The 18,591-nt window shown below is 52.0% G+C and carries 21 protein-coding genes and 1 pseudogene; 7 read left to right on the top strand and 15 right to left on the bottom strand.

The features are described 5' to 3' along the window. Nucleotides 1–40: 40 nt before the first annotated feature. The 5 genes from PD282_RS22245 to PD282_RS22265 form a co-directional block, all read right to left on the bottom strand. Nucleotides 41–1,303 (bottom strand): sulfatase family protein, encoded by a 1,263-nt coding sequence (locus tag PD282_RS22245; RefSeq protein ID WP_274653285.1) that lies wholly within the window; start codon nucleotides 1,301–1,303, stop codon nucleotides 41–43. Beyond that, a complete protein-coding gene (locus tag PD282_RS22250; RefSeq protein ID WP_274653286.1) occupies nucleotides 1,300–2,136 on the bottom strand; it encodes a carbohydrate ABC transporter permease in 837 nt (278 codons plus the stop codon). Before PD282_RS22250 ends, PD282_RS22245 begins: the two co-directional genes overlap by 4 nt. Next, on the bottom strand, nucleotides 2,136–3,011 hold the full coding sequence (locus PD282_RS22255) for a carbohydrate ABC transporter permease (protein WP_274653287.1): 876 nt from the start codon (nucleotides 3,009–3,011) through the stop codon (nucleotides 2,136–2,138). The genes PD282_RS22250 and PD282_RS22255 overlap by 1 nt, the downstream gene beginning before the upstream one ends. A gap of 97 nt (nucleotides 3,012–3,108) precedes the next feature. Next, nucleotides 3,109–4,395, bottom strand: coding sequence for a sugar ABC transporter substrate-binding protein (locus tag PD282_RS22260; RefSeq protein ID WP_274653288.1), 1,287 nt, complete (start codon nucleotides 4,393–4,395; stop codon nucleotides 3,109–3,111). 157 nt (nucleotides 4,396–4,552) lie between these two features. Then, on the bottom strand, nucleotides 4,553–5,518 hold the full coding sequence (locus PD282_RS22265) for a LacI family DNA-binding transcriptional regulator (protein ID WP_274653289.1): 966 nt from the start codon (nucleotides 5,516–5,518) through the stop codon (nucleotides 4,553–4,555). A gap of 231 nt (nucleotides 5,519–5,749) precedes the next feature. Here PD282_RS22265 and PD282_RS22270 point away from each other — a divergent pair, with 231 nt between their 5' ends. The 4 genes from PD282_RS22270 to PD282_RS22285 all read left to right on the top strand — a co-directional run bounded on the left by PD282_RS22270 (nucleotide 5,750) and on the right by PD282_RS22285 (nucleotide 7,222). Beyond that, on the top strand, nucleotides 5,750–5,917 hold the full coding sequence (locus PD282_RS22270) for a hypothetical protein (RefSeq protein ID WP_274653291.1): 168 nt from the start codon (nucleotides 5,750–5,752) through the stop codon (nucleotides 5,915–5,917). Nucleotides 5,918–6,167: 250 nt separating this feature from the next. Further along, nucleotides 6,168–6,419, top strand: a complete 252-nt coding sequence (locus PD282_RS22275; RefSeq protein ID WP_274653292.1) for a Crp/Fnr family transcriptional regulator — start codon at nucleotides 6,168–6,170, stop codon at nucleotides 6,417–6,419. Nucleotides 6,420–6,585: 166 nt separating this feature from the next. Then, nucleotides 6,586–6,777, top strand: a complete 192-nt coding sequence (locus PD282_RS22280; RefSeq protein WP_274653294.1) for a YgaP family membrane protein — start codon at nucleotides 6,586–6,588, stop codon at nucleotides 6,775–6,777. Between the two features lie 52 nt (nucleotides 6,778–6,829). Further along, nucleotides 6,830–7,222 carry a hypothetical protein gene (locus PD282_RS22285; RefSeq protein WP_274653296.1) on the top strand — a complete coding sequence of 131 codons (393 nt, stop codon included), beginning with the start codon at nucleotides 6,830–6,832 and terminating at the stop codon, nucleotides 7,220–7,222. Between the two features lie 46 nt (nucleotides 7,223–7,268). Here the strand turns inward: PD282_RS22285 and PD282_RS22290 are convergent, their stop codons facing one another. Together PD282_RS22290 and PD282_RS22295 are read right to left on the bottom strand one after the other, a co-directional pair. After that, nucleotides 7,269–8,024: a YjjG family noncanonical pyrimidine nucleotidase gene (locus PD282_RS22290; protein ID WP_274653298.1), complete on the bottom strand. Its 756-nt coding sequence runs from the start codon at nucleotides 8,022–8,024 to the stop codon at nucleotides 7,269–7,271. 63 nt (nucleotides 8,025–8,087) lie between these two features. Next, nucleotides 8,088–8,531 carry a carboxymuconolactone decarboxylase family protein gene (locus PD282_RS22295; protein ID WP_274653300.1) on the bottom strand — a complete coding sequence of 148 codons (444 nt, stop codon included), beginning with the start codon at nucleotides 8,529–8,531 and terminating at the stop codon, nucleotides 8,088–8,090. Nucleotides 8,532–8,751: 220 nt separating this feature from the next. Here PD282_RS22295 and PD282_RS22300 point away from each other — a divergent pair, with 220 nt between their 5' ends. After that, nucleotides 8,752–9,255, top strand: a complete 504-nt coding sequence (locus PD282_RS22300) for an Rrf2 family transcriptional regulator (RefSeq protein ID WP_274653302.1) — start codon at nucleotides 8,752–8,754, stop codon at nucleotides 9,253–9,255. A gap of 168 nt (nucleotides 9,256–9,423) precedes the next feature. On the opposite strand, the gene PD282_RS22305 is transcribed toward PD282_RS22300, so the two are convergent. After that, on the bottom strand, nucleotides 9,424–10,545 hold the full coding sequence (locus PD282_RS22305; protein ID WP_274653303.1) for an NADH-dependent flavin oxidoreductase: 1,122 nt from the start codon (nucleotides 10,543–10,545) through the stop codon (nucleotides 9,424–9,426). 136 nt (nucleotides 10,546–10,681) lie between these two features. Continuing rightward, the gene (locus tag PD282_RS22310) at nucleotides 10,682–11,404 is read right to left on the bottom strand and encodes a DsbA family oxidoreductase (RefSeq protein WP_274653304.1); all 723 of its coding nucleotides are present in this window, start codon (nucleotides 11,402–11,404) and stop codon (nucleotides 10,682–10,684) included. A gap of 215 nt (nucleotides 11,405–11,619) precedes the next feature. Between PD282_RS22310 and PD282_RS22315 the strand changes: the two genes are divergently transcribed. After that, nucleotides 11,620–12,207: a TetR/AcrR family transcriptional regulator gene (locus PD282_RS22315; RefSeq protein WP_274653305.1), complete on the top strand. Its 588-nt coding sequence runs from the start codon at nucleotides 11,620–11,622 to the stop codon at nucleotides 12,205–12,207. 161 nt (nucleotides 12,208–12,368) lie between these two features. On the opposite strand, the gene rlmD is transcribed toward PD282_RS22315, so the two are convergent. Together rlmD and PD282_RS22325 are read right to left on the bottom strand one after the other, a co-directional pair. After that, entirely contained in the window at nucleotides 12,369–14,060 is a 1,692-nt protein-coding gene (rlmD, locus tag PD282_RS22320; RefSeq protein WP_274653306.1) for a 23S rRNA (uracil(1939)-C(5))-methyltransferase RlmD, read from the bottom strand. Between the two features lie 62 nt (nucleotides 14,061–14,122). Next, entirely contained in the window at nucleotides 14,123–15,100 is a 978-nt protein-coding gene (locus PD282_RS22325; protein WP_274653307.1) for a phosphotransferase family protein, read from the bottom strand. A gap of 111 nt (nucleotides 15,101–15,211) precedes the next feature. Between PD282_RS22325 and leuB the strand changes: the two genes are divergently transcribed. Further along, a complete protein-coding gene (gene leuB / locus PD282_RS22330; RefSeq protein ID WP_274653308.1) occupies nucleotides 15,212–16,312 on the top strand; it encodes a 3-isopropylmalate dehydrogenase in 1,101 nt (366 codons plus the stop codon). Nucleotides 16,313–16,351: 39 nt separating this feature from the next. On the opposite strand, the gene PD282_RS22335 is transcribed toward leuB, so the two are convergent. The 4 genes and pseudogenes from PD282_RS22335 to PD282_RS22350 form a co-directional block, all read right to left on the bottom strand. Next, entirely contained in the window at nucleotides 16,352–16,921 is a 570-nt protein-coding gene (locus PD282_RS22335) for a histidine phosphatase family protein (protein ID WP_274653309.1), read from the bottom strand. A gap of 36 nt (nucleotides 16,922–16,957) precedes the next feature. Next, a pseudogene (gene thyX / locus PD282_RS22340) lies at nucleotides 16,958–17,668 on the bottom strand (FAD-dependent thymidylate synthase). Between the two features lie 66 nt (nucleotides 17,669–17,734). Continuing rightward, nucleotides 17,735–18,118, bottom strand: coding sequence for a VOC family protein (locus tag PD282_RS22345; protein WP_274653310.1), 384 nt, complete (start codon nucleotides 18,116–18,118; stop codon nucleotides 17,735–17,737). 127 nt (nucleotides 18,119–18,245) lie between these two features. Next, nucleotides 18,246–18,473 carry a helix-hairpin-helix domain-containing protein gene (locus PD282_RS22350; RefSeq protein ID WP_274653311.1) on the bottom strand — a complete coding sequence of 76 codons (228 nt, stop codon included), beginning with the start codon at nucleotides 18,471–18,473 and terminating at the stop codon, nucleotides 18,246–18,248. Between the last annotated feature and the right edge of the window lie 118 nt (nucleotides 18,474–18,591).

Genomic DNA, 18,591 nt, shown 5'->3' on the forward strand with positions numbered 1-18,591 from the left:
CTTCGCTATGCGTTTGCCGCCCTATGCCGCCTTCCGCTTCTCAACGTCTAAGCGGGACTTCGCCGGTCAGAATCGGATCGCCCGTCGCTTCCATCCATTCGTCCAAAGATGAAGCCATGGAGCGCTTCATCGGCGCAAAGCGGCTCTCCTCCGCCAAATTGACGCGTTCCATAGGATCCAGATACAGATCGAACAGCATCTCCCGCGGCTTCTCCGTATCCAAAAATTCGTTTTCCAGCAGAAACGTACGATATTCGCTGGCATCCAGATTCGGCTCGAAATAGGACGGCCCGCCGTAATTGCGGATATATTTGTACCGTTCGTCGCGGACGCATCGCATCGGCTCATAGACGACATGATGATTGATCTCGGCGAAAATCGCTTCGCGAACCGCTTCCGAGCTACCCTCCAAAATCGGAAGCAAGGAATGCCCCTGCAGCCATCCGGGCTTCAGAAGACCGGCAAGCTCGCAGATCGTCGGGAAAAGGTCGACCTGGGAGACCAGCGCGTCCGTCGCCTCCCCGCTCCGATGTCTGTGCGGCGTGCGAACGATAAGCGAAACGCCGATCCCGGTGTCGAACAGGCTGCATTTCATCCGCGGAAACGGCAGGCCGTGGTCCGTCGTGAAGATCACGAGCGTATTCGACTCAAGTCCCGCTTCGCGGATCGCATCCAATACGATTCCGGCGCATTCGTCCGCGATTTTGGCGGAAGTCAAATACGCCGCCCACTGCTCCCGGTTGATGCGATGATCGCTTAAAGGAAACGGCGGCATCACGTAATCCGGGTTCAATTCGTCCGCCGTCTTCGGAAAATTAAGGTGCGTGTTGAACATCCCGTAAGACAAAAAAAACGGCTTATCGCGGCTCTCGCGGATAAAGCCGGAGGCAGCAAGGGCATTATGCCGGTCCCAGCCGGCCGAATCGAAATCAAACACGCTCATATCATAGTCGGGATTCCCGACAATTTTGCTGTAACCGATCATCTCGGCACGAGGCGCTTCGTGCTGAATGCCGCAGAGCGCGGTTTCATAGTTATGACGGTTCAGATGTGAAACCAGATGCTTGCTGTAATCGTCCAACTGCGCCCCCAAATGCGCCAGTCCGAACATGCCCGCCGAATGCGGCGCCATCCCGGTCATCAGCGCGGCCCGGCTTGGCGAGCAGGTCGGCCCTGCGCAATACGCCTGCCGGAACAGCAGGCTTTCCCGGGCAAACCGCGACAAATGGGGCGTGTCGACGGCATAGCCGTAGGGCTGAATGAAGCGGCCGGTATCGTGGGTGTGAATCAGCACGATATTCATTTTACCGCCCCCGCTGCGATCCCTTTAATAATATATTTCTGTGCGAATACATAAAAGACGACAACCGGTATAATCGTCAGCGTAAGCCCGGCCATCGCGAGGTTCCACACGATCGTGAATTCGCCGAAGAAATAGAACGTCGACAGCGGGATCGTGCGCAGCGACTTATCGGACAATACGAGGGAAGGCAGCAAATAATCGTTCCACATGGCCATGACGTCCAAAATCGCGATCGTTACTGTAATCGTGGTCAGCATCGGAAAAACGATTTTCCAAAACAGGCCGAATTTGCTGCAGCCGTCCAAGGTGGCGGCTTCCTCCAGGGCGACCGGAATCGACTTGACGAAGCCGTGATAGAGAAATACCGCCATACTGGCATGGAAGCCGATATTCATATAGATCAAGCCCCCGCGCGTATTCAGCATCGGGATATGCAGATGGGTGCGAATCCAGTCCATCACCTGCATGAGAGGCATCATGATCGTTTGGAAAGGGATCAGCATCGTCGCGACAAACACCATGAAGATGAATTTGCTCAGCTTATGTTCCGTCCGGGCCAGCATCCACGCAGTCATGGAAGCCAGCACCACGACGATCGCGACGGAGGTCACGGTTATCGTTAAGGAGTTCAAAAAGGCGGTGAAAAAATCCATCTTCGCCATCGCCTGAGCGTAATATTGAAAGCTGATCGAATGCGGCAGCGCAAGCGCGCTCTCGTACAGCTCCGCCCGGTTTTTGAACGAGTTGACCACCATGATATAAATCGGAGAAAGGAAAGCAAGCGCAAGAACAACAAGCAGGACCTCGAATAACGCGCGGCTTGCTTTCTTCATTACATCTGCACCTCTCTCTTTTTGGTGATCGCGACCTGAGTCAGGGTGAGAATCGCGACAACGAGGAAAAAGACGATCGCTTTGGCCTGACCGAGCCCGTAACGCCCGTAGCCGAATATTTCGTTGAAAATGTTCATGGCGAACATCTCGGTTGCGTTGTTCGGTCCGCCTTTGGTCAGCGACAAGTTGACGTCATAAATTTTGAATGCGCCCGAAAGCGTCATGAATAAGCAAATCGTAAAGGCCGGCATCAGCAGCGGGAATATGATCCGGGTGATTCGCTGCCACAGATTGGCGCCGTCCACCTTGGCGGCTTCGATCATTTCGTCGGGAATGCCCTGAATGCCCGCAATATAAATAATCATCGTATATCCCGCCATCTGCCAGGTGAATACGATCACCATCGCGTATAAAGCAAATTGCGGATTCAGCAGCCAATTAAAGAACACATGGTGCAAGCCCGTTTTGTCGCCGACGAACTCCATGGCATCCGTAAAGAGAAACTGCCAAATATAGCCGAGAATAAGCCCGCCGATAAGGTTCGGCATAAAAAACATCGTGCGCGCGGCATTGCTTACGCGCAGCTTCGAGGTCACCAGCAGCGAAAAGACCAGCCCGAGCACATTGACCGACAGCAGCGCCAGCACGGTAAATTTGACCGTATGCCACGCCGATGCCATGAAACGCTGGTCTTTAAAGATTTGGATATAGTTATCGACGCCCACGAATACTTTGGGATTGGCCGGAATGCCGTCCCAGGTAACGAAAGAGTAGAATATTCCGATGATAAACGGGATAATGACGACCGTCGTAAAAATAAAAAGGAGCGGAACCGTGAAAACAGCGAACCAAGCTCTGTCCTTTGTTTTGTTCATATTCATGCCCGCCCTTACCGAAAAGATAACGAAAGCCTAACGCGCGAAGTGAACGAACGTTTGGGGTTAGGCTTTCGTTTTGTAACCTACCGGCTGCTTATTTGGCAGCTTTTGCCCACGCGGCGTCGAGCTTCTCCAGCAGCTGCTGGCCGGTCATGTTCTTATCGAGGAAATAGGCCTGCGCAACCGGAGTCAAATCGTTCACCACGATATTGGGCGGGTAGTAATTCGTTGCCCAAGGAATCGTTTGTCCGCTCTTCGCCGCATCGTACACGACTTTGGACAGCGGATCCAGATTGTCTGCCGGAATATTCGTCATTGCCGGAATAAATTTAAAATCGTCGACGATTGCTTTTTTACCGGTATCGCTTGTAAACAGCCAGTTCAGGAACGCTTCGGCGGCTTTGATTTCATCCGGGCTCGCCTTGCCGTTGATGACCCAGTTGCTTGCGACGCCGACCGCGATTTTATTGTTTCCTTCCAAAGGGAACGGCATCATGCCGAGCTTGTCGTCCATGTTCCCGAAGTCCTTCAGCATCGTGTAGCTCCAGTTGCCTTGGTGGACCATCGCGGTTTTGCCTGTCGCAAAGTCGCCCATCTGCGTATCGTATTTGACTTCGAGCGGGTTTTTGCTGTCGGCCTTGATGACATCCATAAATTTGCCGAATTCCTGGAATTCCTTCGTATCGGCCATCTTGACTTCGCCCTTGTTCAATTTCTCGATAAACGCCTGCGGATCCGGCTGCAGAGCAAACGGAGTATTCAGGATGTGGCCGATCAGGAAGAACGCTTCCTGGGACAAACTCAGCGGGTTAATGCCCTTCGCTTTCAGCTCCTCCATCGTTTTGGTGAACGAGGCGAGTTCGGTCACGTTTTTGGGGTCAACCAGGTCCTTGTTGTAAACCAGACCGAAGCCCTCTACGCCATAAGGAACGCCGACGACTTTGCCGTCCTCCTTCAACGCCATATTCGGCGCAATATCCTTCACATACGGTTCATTGCTCAGGTCGTAAAAGTAGGACTTCAGCTTATCCGCCGGCGCACCCGTACCGATACTGAAAATGGACGGTCCCTGATTGGCGGTCAATTTGGCCTGCAGCTGCGTCATGTAGTCATCCCCGGCAGCGCCCCATACTTCAACCTCATTGCCCGTTTCTTCCGTGTACTTCTTTGTAAGTGCTTCCAAAGCGTCGGAAATTTCAACCTTCGATTGGAAAATGGATATTTTTTGCAGTTTTTCTTTAGCCGGCGCCGCCGAACCCGAAGCCGGTTCCGATCCGGCGGCTGTATTCGAATTGCCGCTGTTCGAGCTTCCGCATCCCGCCAAGGCGGCAACCAAAGCCGCTGCCGTTAATAAACCGAATGCTTTTTTTACTTGTTTCACAATTTTCCCCTCCCCTAAAGCGCATTTTAGTAAAACGATTTTACGCATCATATCTTATTGCTTTTTATTTGGATTGTCAACCCAAATGAAGGCGATTACACAAGTAAAACCTATCATGTATATGCTAAAGTTTTAATTAAATTTACTTAAATTTTTCTCATTTTACTGATTTCCGCCATCGAATCGCGGCGCTCAGCTTAAACGGCTCGTTATTGCCCGTTCCGGCAATCAAACCGAGCAGCTCCTTGGCGGCCAAATAGCCGCTTTCGTACCGGGGAATCGATATGGTGGTCAAGCCTGCCATCGCCGCGGAGTCCGAATCGTCGAATCCGGTGACGGCGATATCGTCCGGCACTTTAATCCGGTTTTCTTCGAATGCCCGGATCGCTCCGATGGCCATATTATCGTTCGCGCAGACCAGCACATCGGGCAAGGCATTGCTCAGAATCAGGATTTTGGCGGCCTGATACCCGCTGTTCTCGCGGTAATTTCCGTGAAAATAGTTGCGGCGGTCAAATTGGATGCCGTTCTTCTCCAGCGTGTCCGTCAAGCCCGCGAAGCGTTCCTGGTTATCCAGCGTAAACTCCAGCCCCCCGATATACGCAAACCGCCGGTAGCCTTTGTCCACCAGCCCTTGTACCATTTCGCACATGACCGGATAGTTGTCGACGATCACGCTTTTGGTATTGGCATACGGATGTTCAATGATGCGGTCCATCAAGACGATGGGAAAATCCGGTTTGGCGATCGAGATCAAATAATCGTCCGTCATACTGCCGTCCAGGCTGATGCAGCCGCTCGCGAAATGGCGCCTCATCACGTTTCCGCTGGACTTGCTCGTGCAGATGATCAAATCGTACCCGTTTTCCGTCAGGCAGTCGCTGATCCCTTGAATGATTTTCAAGTAAAAATCACGATCGAAGTCGCTGAAAATAAAGGCGATTGTACGGGTTTGAGACGGCTTAGAATGCTTGTTCGATGCGTGGGAATATCCTTGTTCCGAACAGATTTGCAATATTCGCTCGCGGGTTGCCTTCCCTACGTTTTTTCGCCCGTTCAACACATTCGAAACCGTAGAGACCGAGACATTCGCAAGCTTTGCTATGTCCTTCAATCCAATCATGATTACCCTCCTTTGAAATTCAGCACTTTTAATATAACATAGATTTGTTTTTTGTAAATTTACTAAACGATTCGCGTTTGGCCGGTCCGCAGCAGCCGCGAGCCGCTTGAGCCGGCTTGTGACAAGTTTTTGAAGGGAAGATTGTGTGTGATACGATCACAGACATGAACCAGCCCATTATGGTAACATGCATTCTGCCAAGAAAGGCAGCTTCATAAGGAGATGAGATCGGTGAGTTCAACCGTACTTGCGCATATTCCTCAAATCGTTTCGCTTTTCCCAAGCCTGTCCGAAATCTCCGAGCAGGATTGGAGCCAACAAGGAATTGAAGTCCTGACACTGGAGCCAAATAAAGCGATCCAAGAAGGCCAGTTCCTTGAGTATGCGCTTATGGTTTGAAAGAACGATCAGAATGTACAAAATAAGCGGCAGCGGCAGAGAAATAACCCTTTACCGCATTCATGGCGGAGAATGCTGCCCGCTCACGACGTCAAGCATTCTCGGCGAGAGTGAATATGAAGCTTCAGCCTGTACGGAAAAGCGCTGTCTTGCACTGGCGATTCCGGCAAGTATTTTCCGCGATTGGTCAGACCGGTATCGAAGCTTCCGCCAGTTTATTTTCAAGTCTTTTGCCAAAAGGATTATCATCATGTCCAACCTTCTGGACAGCATCAACTTCAAGTCCATCCGCGGACGAATTGCCGAATATTTGATTCAGATGACCGAGAATGGAAGCGATACCCTTCTGATCACTCACGACACGTTGTCGGTCGAATTGGGAACCGCCCGGGAAGTCATCAGCCGAACGTTGAAGCTTCTTGAAAAAGAGGGTCTGATTATTACAAGAGGAAAAATTACGCTCGTCAATCGTACCGGGCTGGAACATTATATGGAGCTTTAAACGATCGTAAGATGACAACGCCGGGGCTTGTTCCCCGGCCTTTTTTATTTGGATCTCCGTAAACAGCCGCATTTTTTCTTCTGTGTGATCAAGTTACGGTCGCTTTAATCCCGCGCTGGTATCATCAAATCTGTAAAGACAATCTAACGGAAAAGGAGGAGCTGCAATGAAAAACGTAGGTGGAGCCGATCGTGTTACTCGTATCGTATTCGGAATTGCTTTCTTAACGCTCTTTTATTTTTTACCCGGTTATTGGAAGTTGTTCGGCTTGGTCGCCATTCCTTTGTTATTCACCGGCTTAACGCAAAGATGTGCAATTAATAAAATGCTTGGCCGCAATACGTGCAGCATTCGCTAACGCGCGGCGTTTATCCTTACCCGTTTTACTAAAATGAAGGAGGTTTAAAACCATGAAATGGACAAAAACGAAATGGACAGGAATAGGTATTGCGGCCGTTATTACGCTCGCGGGTCTGTCATGGAGTCATCAATCCACTGCTCGAAAGAGGTTCATGCCGAATTCACCAGCAAGCACTTCTTTGCGGACCCGCGGTCGAGCGCTCGTTCTCGGAGGCGGCGGACCGGTCGGCCGGGCCTGGGAAAGCGGACTCGCGGCCGGTCTCCTCGCCCACAGTATCGATCTTGCCGGAGCGGATCTCATCATTGGAACATCGGCCGGCGCGATCGTAGGCGCCGAAATCGCACTCGGCCTGGACCTCGACTCCATCGGTCCGGCCGTAGACTCACCCGGCAAGGCCGCATCGCCTGCCGGAACGCGGATGACGTCGCGGCTTAGCCTATAGGAAGTGTTCGACATTGTTGGAATAGAAACCGTAAAAGCAATTCAGCCTAGCAGATGGGAACTAGCTCCGTTAAACTTGAGATCGTATATGTGCTTTTAATTTCTGCCGGACTTTTCTGCGCTTTTCTGTTGATCCAACAGGTGTCAATGCCGGATATAAGACCACCTTTGATGTCCGTATTTAACGAATCTCCAATGACAAGCGCATCCTTTCTATGAAAATCTGAGATATGACCAATCACGTAATCAAAAAATTCTTCTGCCGGTTTTTGATAACCAATGCTTTGTGAATCAAAGATGTCTTCGAAAAAGTCATATAGTCCCGATTGCTTCAAGCGTTTGATTTGCGTGTGGGTGATACCATTCGTGATTATGAACATTCGATGGGTTTTACATAAGCGATGACAGACATCCATTGCGCCCTCCATCAGCAGTTGGTTTCCATCGCTCAACAATTCTCTGTACAAACCTTCCCATTCTAATCCGTCAACGACTTTCCCCAGCTTCAACATCGTTTCCGAGAATCTGGAGTTCAGAACAACATCGAGTGGAATTTTCCCATCTTCATAATCAGTCCATAACTGTTTATTTACAGAATTATATAATTGAAACAACTCATCCGAAAATGTATATCCATATTGAAGAAACAATTTGGTTAATGAATCCACTTCATTCGCGCCGAAATCCAGCAATGTATCATCCAGATCAAATAATAGGATCTTATATCTCATCTTTCCTCCGTCTTTGTGTTTATGATGAAGTCCCTGTGCATAAATGCACAGGGATTCCGGCGGTCCAGCCATGTGGCACCTCACTGGTTCCAGCCTGTCAAAAAAAACGGCTGCATGGCTGATTTCTCCTTCACGTTAGTCCTGTTCAGGGTACATCCCAGTAGAGATGGCGATTCGATTCCAAGAGTTGATGGCATTGATCGCCATAATAATTGCTACATATTCTTCCTCGCTTACATGCTTTCGCACTCTCTCGTATAAATCCTGTGACACACCACCGTGTGAAATACGGGTCACTGCTTCTGTGAGTTCTAGAACTGCTCTTTCTTTATCCGTATAGAACGGTGCTTCACGCCATGCATTCAGTAAATATATCCGCTGCTCAGACTCGCCCATCTTCCGTGCTTCCTTTGTGTGCATGTTAATGCAAAAAGCGCAGCCGTTGATTTGCGATGCTTTGATTTTAATGAGTTCATACAGCTTTGGATCCAATCCACTTGTCTTAATGAATCCTTCCAGCTTCAGCATGGTTTGGAAAGCTTCCGGACTTGTTTTCGTATAGTCAAATCTAACTTGCATGGTGATCTCCTCCGTGTGTAAGTTATTTTGTTTTGATCATATCATCGATATATAAAATCGACGATTATATATATCGACAATATAATTTTATAGCTGGATTGTCAATCAGTAAACAGATGGCTCTTTCGCAAAAAATTTTTCAAACCTTTGTTTGACAAAGAGTTATTAAGCCACCTAAGATGTTTAGTATCAAGTTTGCTTTATGAAAGCAGGTGTTTCTATGCAGTATAGTATTGGAGTTGAGTATTCACTACATTGCTTAGTTTATTTGATAGATATTCCTCCCGATACGACCATTGGTATTAAGGAACTATCCGCTTTTCAAGGAATTTCGGAAACCTACCTATCGAAGATGTTCGGTAAGTTAACTAAAGCGGGTATCGTTAGCTCCATTCCGGGGGTAAAAGGTGGATATAAATTAGCAAAACCTCCTGCGGAGATCTCATTTTGGGATGTCGTAGAAGCTGTTGAAGGTGCGACCCCCATTTTTCAATGTAAAAACATTAAAAATAACAGTTATCTTTGCCAAGATGAGGATTTTGAGGCATGTGCAAAAGCCACTCCCTGCATTATTAAATTATCGATGCTTGAGGCTGAAGAAAACATGCGGAATACGTTACGCAACAAGTCCTTGAGTTGGCTAAATGATGAGCTTAATCGCGTATTAACACCTAAGGATCGCCAAAAAACACGCGATTTTTTTGCAAGCAGCAACAATGTCTAAGGGTGGGCAGATATAAGATCTATAATCCTTGATAAACCGCAGTTTACTACTTCTATAAGGAAGCCCGCAGATACCATTCTGTCTGCGGGCCTTATTTATGCTCGAAGCCGCATCAAGAACGGCTACTACTCCTTCTTAAAATCGTTACGATGAGCCTGGGTAACGTGCTTACACAACCGGAAACCAGCCAGGCACACTTAAAAGCAAATTCCACATGGGATCCGGTATGACCAGTTCTTTTTGAGCCGATTTCGGCAAGGTCGTTCGGATATGGGCATCCCGATTACTTTGAACCTTCTCGACCCACTTGGGCTCCATAATGATAGCATGCGCCAAAGCCACTAAAGATACTCCGGTGTCCAGAGCCTTGGCAACATCTTCTGGCGAAGAAAGCCCTCCCACTCCAATTATGGCGACTCGATTAGCTGCCCTTTCTTGAATGCGAAGGATGCGTGATTGGGTATCCTCCTTATCGCGAATTGATCCATCCCAAAAGCCTCTTACCGACACATGAATGTAATCGAGCTCCTGTTCGGCCAAAGCGTCCACCAAATGCAGCGTGTCTTCCATTGTAATGCCCGGATTTTCTATTTCTTCAGGAGATACTCGATACCCGACGACGAACGGCTCTTTGGCATGGGCAGCGACAACATGTTTCACATTGTTGATGACGGCAAGTGGAAACGCCATTCTTTTTTCAATCGTGCCTCCCCACCGATCGGATCTGCGGTTAGAATGAGGGGAAAAGAATTGTTGAATCAAGTACGTATTTGCGCCGTGAATTTCGACACCGTTAAAGCCTGCTTCAATGGCTCTACGAGTTGCTTCGCCGAAAGCATTAATGATGTCATGGATTTCTTCTTCTGTCATTTCCCTCGGGACAACCGAGCCCTGACGTGCTGCTGCTATTGCGCTGGCGCTAATCGGCTGCTGCCCGCCAATTAAATCTTGCGATGTCATTCTCCCAGCATGGAAAATTTGTAAAATTGCCTTCGATCCTTGATCTTGAATCGTGCGCGAAAGTTTGGCCAACCCAGGAATACAAGCATCACTATCCGCACCGAGTTCGTTTACATAAGCCTTACCTTCCGGCGTAACATGTGCACAAGCTGTAATAACTGCACCGACGCCCCCTGCCCGCTCTTGATAATAAGCCAGTTCTTGCTCTGACACGGTTCCATCCTCATGAGAGGAGGAATTGGTCATCGGTGCCATAAGCACCCGATTTCTGAGTTGTACGCCTGAACGAAAGGTCAAAGGTTCAAAGATCGGTTCATAGTTTGTTTTCATTTTAGATTTACTCCCCTGCTAGTAAAGTTGCCCTGAGAAAAAAATGATGTTTGCAAATTATACAAATCAGACTGTCAGCCATTAAGGGCTTCGAAACTCAATTCATTTTGGGTCGCCTCTAAGAACGCGGATCAATTTATATGTTGCACACGCCGTTTTCCCCACAGATACCGCCCTCGAAATTTCCGTTTGCCCCATTGTCAATCATCTGCAGAGGATGTTCCTCTCTCCAGACTTGTTCAATTACATCGAGGAATGCATCACTGCTTCTTACCCCAGAGACGGCATACTTATCATTGAAAATATAGAACGGTGTTCCGGCAATTCCCTTTCTGGATCCGTTTTGGCGTTCCTTCTTGACCGTATCCTTGTATCGATCAGTTGATAGCATGGCAAGAACTTCACTGGCGTCAAGACCGCTCTCGCCAGCTAACATAGCTAATGTCTCATGATCGCTGATATCCAATGCATCAGTAAAGTAAGCCTTATAAATGGAAGCCATCCATGCCGCTGCTTTGCCCTGTTCCTGCGCAAAAATCTCCACGCGTAGAGCATCTGTCGTATTGGATGGAATCAATGTGTCAAGATTATAGGTGAGGCCAACACTTTTGCCCATCTGGATCACCGCTTTATTACCTTCTCTTACAAAGTCAGGGGACATTCCGCCACCATGAATCTCGGCTGTCCAATCATAATAATTTTTTCCAGTTTTGCTGGGAGCATCAGGGAATAGCTGGAACGGTCTGTAGATGACTTCTACTTGATCCTTTTGACCGAATTGTTCTAGAGCTTTATCTAAATTCGTTTTACCGATATAACACAACGGGCACATGATATCCGACCAAACTTCAATTTTCATGATCATTCCGCCTCTCTTCCGTAATTTTTTAGAGCTCTACATTTTTATATTTTCAACATGATTAGACGACATCTGTTGATTAACTCAAATGTATTGATTTACATTATAAAGAGTCCATACTGTATCTCAATGTTCAAAAAAGTGATTTGTGTCATGTAATTGACACATCGTTCAAATTTGATCAGAAACATAAGCCGAGGGGAGGTCATAACACCATGTCGAAAGTAGACAGAAGAACCATCAAGACGAAGGAAGCCATTTATCAAGCTCTGATTGAATTGATGTCCGAGAAAGACTTCGATACGATTACGATTAACGATATCTCGAATAGAGCCGATATTCACAGGGGTACAGTTTATCTTCATTATTCGGACAAATTTGATTTGCTCGACAAAGCGATTAAAGAACATTTGGGCAATATGTTGGAATTTTGCATTCTATCAAAACTTCCAGAGGAAAAATTCAATCTTGATCTTTCCCTTCTGCCGATGTTTCTTTATTTTGAAGCACACTTTTCTTTTTATTTCACGATCCTTACCAACAAAGGTACCTCTTGTTTTCAGGAGCAATTGATTCAATTAGTCAAAAACGGAATAATTGAACGACTGAAAGTAAGCGGGAATTACGAGGAAGGCAACAAAGAGGTTGCCGTTCAATTTATGTTATCAGCATACGTTGGCGTCGTGGAATGGTGGATCAAAAACAAGATGCCCCTGTCTCCGCAGAATGTTGCCGAGCAGTTATGGGACATGTTAGAAATGTATTATGCACAAAAAAATTCTACCAAAAAGTCGGACGAATAATTTCTTGCAAGATCAACATCTCACAGTCCTCGAAGCGATACGAGTTCGAAAACTTGTTACCGACAAAAAAATCCCGATCCGGCCAGATAGACCGGATCGGGATAGCTTACTGAACACCGTGAACGTCATAAATCGCGCAAAGAGTTGAAAACAAAGGATTTCTACGTATCGATTCGTTGTATTCCTATTACGCACTCCACATGCGCCGTGTGAGGGAACATGTCGACCGGCTGGATCCACTCCAAATTGAAGCCTGATTCGAACAGGAAACGGCAGTCCTTGGCAAGCGTTGACGGATTGCAGGAGACGTAGACGAAACGCTTCGGCTTCGTGTCGACGATCGTCTGCAAAAGGCGCGGGTCGCAGCCGGTACGCGGCGGGTCGACAACGATGACGTCGGGGCGGAACCCGCGCTCCGTCCAGCGGGGGAGCAGCTCCTCCGCTTTCCCGGCATAGAAGCGGGCGTTGGTCCGCCCATTCAGGGCGGCGTTGCGCTCCGCATCGTCCACCGCCTCGCGGATCGTTTCGATGCCCCGCACTTCGCGGGCGAACGGAGCCAGCCAAAGCGCAATCGTGCCCGTGCCGCAATACGCGTCGACCACGGTTTCCGAGCCGGTCAGCGCCGCCGCTTCCCGTACCGCGTCGTACAGCTTGGTCGTTTGGGCCGGATTCAGCTGGAAGAATGCCCGAGGCGACAGGGCGAACCGCAGCTCGCCGAGCTCCGTCTCCAGCGCCGGTTTGCCCCAGAGCAGGACGGTCCGCTCGCCGAATACGAGCGGCGTCCTGTCCTTGTTCACGTTCACGGAAATCGACGTGATCGCGGGAATGTCCCGCCGGATGGCCGCGACGAGGCGATCGCGGCCTTCGAACCGCTCTTCCGCGGCGACGAGCGTCAGCTGCAGCTCGCCTGCCGCAGGCGCGACGCGCAGCACGACGGTGCGCAGCCCGCGTCCGCGCTCGCCAAGCGGCACGCCGCACTGCTCCGCACAGCGGAGCACGGCGGCGGCCGCCGCGTTCAAGGCGGGGTGCTGGACCGCGCACCCCGCAATGTCAACGAGCCGATGGCTGCCCGGCTCGTACAATCCAAGCGCAGGCCGCCCGCCTGGGCCTCGGCCTGCCTGCAGCTGAGCCTTGTTGCGATAGCCCCAAGGCTCGTCCATCCCCAGCATGGGGCGGAGCGGCAGCGCCGCCCCCTCGATGCCCGCATAGCGCGAGAACGCCTCGCGCACCAGCTCTTCCTTGGCCGCCAGCTGCCCGGCATACGAGAGATGCTGCAGCTGGCAGCCGCCGCATGCCTCATAGACCGGGCACGCAGGCTCGATTCGCTCCGGTGAGCGCTTCTCAATCTCCGTCAGCTCCGCGACGAGCCGGTTCTTCTCCGCCGCCGTGACGCGCGCTTTGACGACTTCGCCCGGGAGCGCCCCCGGCACGAACACCGCTTTGCGGCGGAAATAGCCGACGCCCTCGCCGTTAATGCCGATTCTCTTGATCGTGACGACGATCCGGTCGCCTACCCGCACGTCGTCGGCCGATGCTCGCTGAGCGCCGTGAATCCGCACCGCGGCAGCGTCCGCCGGCTTGCCAGCGAAGCCCCGCCCACGCCGGGTGCTTTTATCCGCGCGGCCCGCCTCACCTTGGCTTCCCTTCGTCTCCGCCATGCCCGCGAAGCCCCGCTCACGCCGGGCGCTTCCGCCTGCGCGGCCCGCCTCGCCTCGGCTTCCTTTCGTCTCCGCCATGCCCGCAAAGCCCCGCTCACGCCGGGTACTTTCGCCCGCGCGGCCCGCCTCACCTCGGCTTCCTTTCGTCCCCGGCAGCGCCTGGCCGGCGCGATTTTTGCCTGCACGTTTGTCCATCGTCTTCGGTCCCCGTTCCGTAACGTTCTCGTTCCACTATATCATGAACGCACGTTCATGTTCTAATACGACCGCACCGTGCGCGCGATAAGCCGCTGCAGGTCCCGCACCCGGTTCGGCGTGTTCGACGTGGAACTGCTCAGCATATCGCATAGGGCAACGAGATCCTCGAGCTTGGACAGAAGCTTCCAGTTTCCCTCCAGCTTCCCGCCCTGCGCCAGGTAAGCCGCGACCGCATGCTTTTCGAATCGCGAACCGTCCTCTTCATATCGCAGCAGGTTGGCGATGTCCGCGTTCCGGCTAAAGGCAAACGAATCCTCCCAGTCGAGCACGGCCGAAACCTCCCAGCCCGCCGAACCCTGCCGCACCAAAATATTCAGGCCGTTATAGTCCGAATGGACGAGAACCGGCGTTTCCCCGCTTTCCGATAATAACGGGGCGTATTTTTGGGCAAAGGACCGGACCTCCCGCGACAGCTCCCCGCCCAGCCACTCGCCGCAAGGTTCATGGGAGAGGCTGTTTTCGATGAAGGAGAGGAACCGTTCGCCGCTCATTTCGATGCGCTCGGTTACGTGAAAATGCCGGTCGAAAAACCCGGATTCGGCAAAAGGGTGACGGTGAATGTCCGCCAGCACGCTTCCCGCAGACGCCGCGGCCGACGCGATATCCTCCGGGCTGCTGTTCTGCATGACATCGCGCAGCAGCACGCCTTCCTTCCATTCCAGCACCGCCCACGGCTTGGGAAACGAGCTGCAGCTCGTGTCGGCATAGAGGAAGTCGGCGACCGGCACCGTTTCCCGGATCAGCCGCGCAATCGCCAGCTCTTTTTCCGCGGTTTCCGTTCCCATCCTGTACAACCGGACGACATAAGGCACATCGCTTCCGTCGAGTGTGATTTTATAATTCACGTTGCTGAGCCCAATCCCGATCCGTTCGGCTGCCGCGATCTTGCGATGGGGAAAAGCCGGGCGAACAATCTCGCTGATCTGCAGCACATCATAGTGGACCGGCGGCAATATGCGTTCCCAACCTTCTTTCATGCGGCTCCTCCTCTTATAGGAAAAAACTATTTTGTCTATTTCATATATATATTTCACTAATAACAGGATCTGGATTAGAATCATCTAAAAATCAATTTCCAGGAGGCCCCTATGACAAAGATCGGCGTGTTGAAAGGCGATTACATCGGCCCCGAAGTGATGCAGGAAGCGTTGAACATCCTGAGCGTGATCGAAGCGCACCGTCAGCTTCGGTTCGACCTTGTTCCGCTGGAAGCCGGCGGCGAAGCATACGACAAATACGGCGAGCATCTTCCGGCACACACGCTGGCACGCGCCGAGAAATGCGACGCTCTGCTGAAAGGCCCGTTCGGCGGTCCGCCGGAGGAGCTGAACCATCCGAAATGGTCGGGCATCGAGCGTGAAGCCATTCTTCCGCTGCGCAAGCATTTTCATCTTTATGCCAATTTCAGGGAAACGAAAATCGACGAGCCGCTCTTGCATCTGTCTCCCATTAAAGAACAGCGGATTCGAGATGTCAATTTCGTCATCGTCCGCGAGCTGATATCCGGTATGTATTTTGGCGAAAAGAAAGAGCGAATCGTGCAGGGTGAAAGGGAATATGCCGATGTGGAGGCGTATACCGAATCGGAAATCCGAAGCATTGCCGTCAAAGCGTTCGAATGGGCCGGGAAACGAAGACGAAAGGTCACGCTGGTCGCGAAGTCGAACGTGCTGAAAAGCAGCGTGCTGTGGCGGGAAATCGCGGCGGAAACGGCGGCGGCCTTCCCGGGCATCGAACTCGATTACCTCCATGCCGATAGCGCAGCCATGCAGCTGATCTTAAACCCGAAACAGTTCGATGTTATACTGACGAGCAATCTGTTCGGCGATATTTTGTCGGATGAAGCTGCCGTGCTGCCGGGCTCGATCGGGCTGGTTCCGTCCGCAAGTCTCGGCGATTCCGGCTTCGGGCTGTATGAGCCGATCCATGGGTCCGCACCGGCCATCGCAGGGCGTAATGCCGCTAATCCAATCGGCGCCATTCGATGCGTCGCTTTGATGCTGCGGCATACGTTTCGATTGGAAGCCGAAGCCGCCGCCATTGAAGACGCGGTCAAGGGAACGCTGGAATCCGGCTATCGTACGGCCGATTTATACACGGAGCTGGACGACCCCCGCAAGCTGCTGGGCACCAAAGAAATGGGCGAATGCATCGCCTTAGCATTGCGGGAGCGGCTGAAAGGCAGGTAACGCCGCTTCCCGCATCCGGCCGGAGCCTGGAAGCAATATCTAGCTCCAGATCCGCTCCACCTGCTCCAGCCGGTTCCCGTCAAAGACCAGTTTATAGATGTCCGCCTTCGTCGTTGCATCCCAAAACGCATACCCATACGAATCATCGTAATGGTTCATCATGATCGTCATGATATTGCCGTGCGTGCCGATGACGATATTTTGGCCCCGCCGCTCCTGCAGCAGCTTCTCTAGGACCGGGACCGCCCGCTCCTGCGCCTGTCGTGTCGATTCGCCGCCTGCCAGCGCAAAGTCTTTGTCCTCGAAAGACCGTCGGATGGCTGCTAGCAGCTCCTCCCATGGCGCTTTATAATCCAGTCCTTTGATCGCACGTTCGGCGAGCGCTTCGAACTCGTCGATCGGCAGCGCTTTTTGCTCGGCGATGGTTTGGACCGTTTGTTTCGCCCTGGCGTAGGGGCTCGACGCAATGTAATGGATCTCGACATCTGTGAAAAATTCGGCGGCCCGTTTCGCCGCGGCGAAGCCTTCCTGCGAAAGTCCTCTCGTGCGTTCTTCGCCGAAGACGAACGGCGAATCGGCATGCCGGACCATGTAAACGTTCGTTTTCATCGCTTTCCTCCACTTCATCGGGCGCAGATGACGATTTCAGATTTTCTTTGCCGTCAGCATCTCCAGCGACACCGGGAACATCGGCCGGATCAGCTCCAGAATCGCCTTGGCATAAAGCTGAATTTCTTTCTGCGCGTCATGCTCCAGCCGCTGCGCCAGGAAGTGCGCGACCGATTGCAGGGAGGCCGTCCAATACCAGCGGACGTACATCCCGTAGGCGGGCAGGAACAAGCGGGCCTGCTCGGCGCAGATGCCGTCGGCTAGCGCCGCTTCATATTTTCTCAGGCCTTGTTCGACGTACGCCATCAGTTCCCGCGTATGCTTCTCGCCGAGCTCCCACGAGACGGCCTCGCCGCTGCCCTGCTTGGAGTTCTCGGGCCTCGATCTTCATTCGTCCGCCTGCGGGGTGTAGAATACCGGTTCTTCCGTAATGTACCGGCGGCTGGATTCGTTCCAGGCGTCCAGGCTGTCTCCAGTGCCTTCATAATGAGCCGAGCCGACAACGTATTTCCACCACTGCCGGGCCACCATGAGCGGCGCGTAGACTTCAAACTGCGCGATTGCGTGTCTGAACGGGCTTGTATGCCCTTCCCGGGCAAGAAATTTAATGAGCCTTATGTCGCCTTCGGAAAGCTCGAACGATTCTTTCGCATACGAGACGCGGGCGGCATTCACTACGGTCAGATCGGAGCCCAAATGGTCCACCAGCCGCACATAGCCATGATCCAGCACGTTCATCATCGTCATCCGCCCAAACTCCCCCTATTTTCTACTTCCACAGGCTTCGTTTTTTCCGCAACGGTTTGCCCGGCTTCACTCGCCGGAAGGGGAGCTGAACTGCAGCACGCCCCACAGATTCCCTTCGGGATCGTAAAATTTCAGCACCCAGGCGAACCCGTCGTCCTGATACTGCTGGATGCGGGCTCCGATGCCGGCGAGCCGTTCATAAAGCTCGTGAATCCGGCTTGTCCGGAATAACAGCACGGGAAAATCCGTGCCGTTCACTTTAAAGTTCGCGGCCGCCGATTCGTCTTCGGTCTGCCACAGCATCAGATGCGGCCCTTCCGGCAAATGAAGAAAAGCGATGCGATTGCCGTCCCGGCTCTTCAATTGAAAGCCGAGCTGCTCCGTATACCATGCGATCGCCCGGTCCATTTGGCGTACCGGGATTTGGACGTGCTCCAGTGAAGCGAGCAAGATGAATTCCTCCATTTTTGCGCTGGCGGAGAAGACCGGTTTGCGGCAAGGGCCGCTTTCCGCGCCGACGATGACGGCGGTTTTTCCCCATCATGCGATTTTCGAAATCCGTCCGTTCTTCATTTTCTCAACCTTTTTCGGCTTCCGCAAACGAAAGCCCCTTGTCCGCCAGCGCCTGCCGCAGCAGCTCCATCGCTTTCGGCCCCATGCCGTGCAGCTTCAGAACATCCGCTTCGCGCGCCTTCGCGAGCTGCTCCAGCCGTATATAGCCCGCTCCTTCGAGCGCCCGTCTTGCCGGCCGGGACAGCCCTGCCGGAAGATCGACGTCCGTTTCTGTCCAGCGATTTTCCGCCATTGGATCTCTCCTTTCCAAAATGCTTCCTCATCCGTATTGCGATTCCGAAGCCATCGCCGGGGACGAAACGCTTGACAATCGCCGCCCGGCTTGTTTACATGGATTTGAATCGGCACGC

Origin of the sequence: Paenibacillus humicola, assembly GCF_028826105.1 — a bacterium.
GTDB lineage: Bacteria > Bacillota > Bacilli > Paenibacillales > Paenibacillaceae > Paenibacillus_Z > Paenibacillus_Z humicola.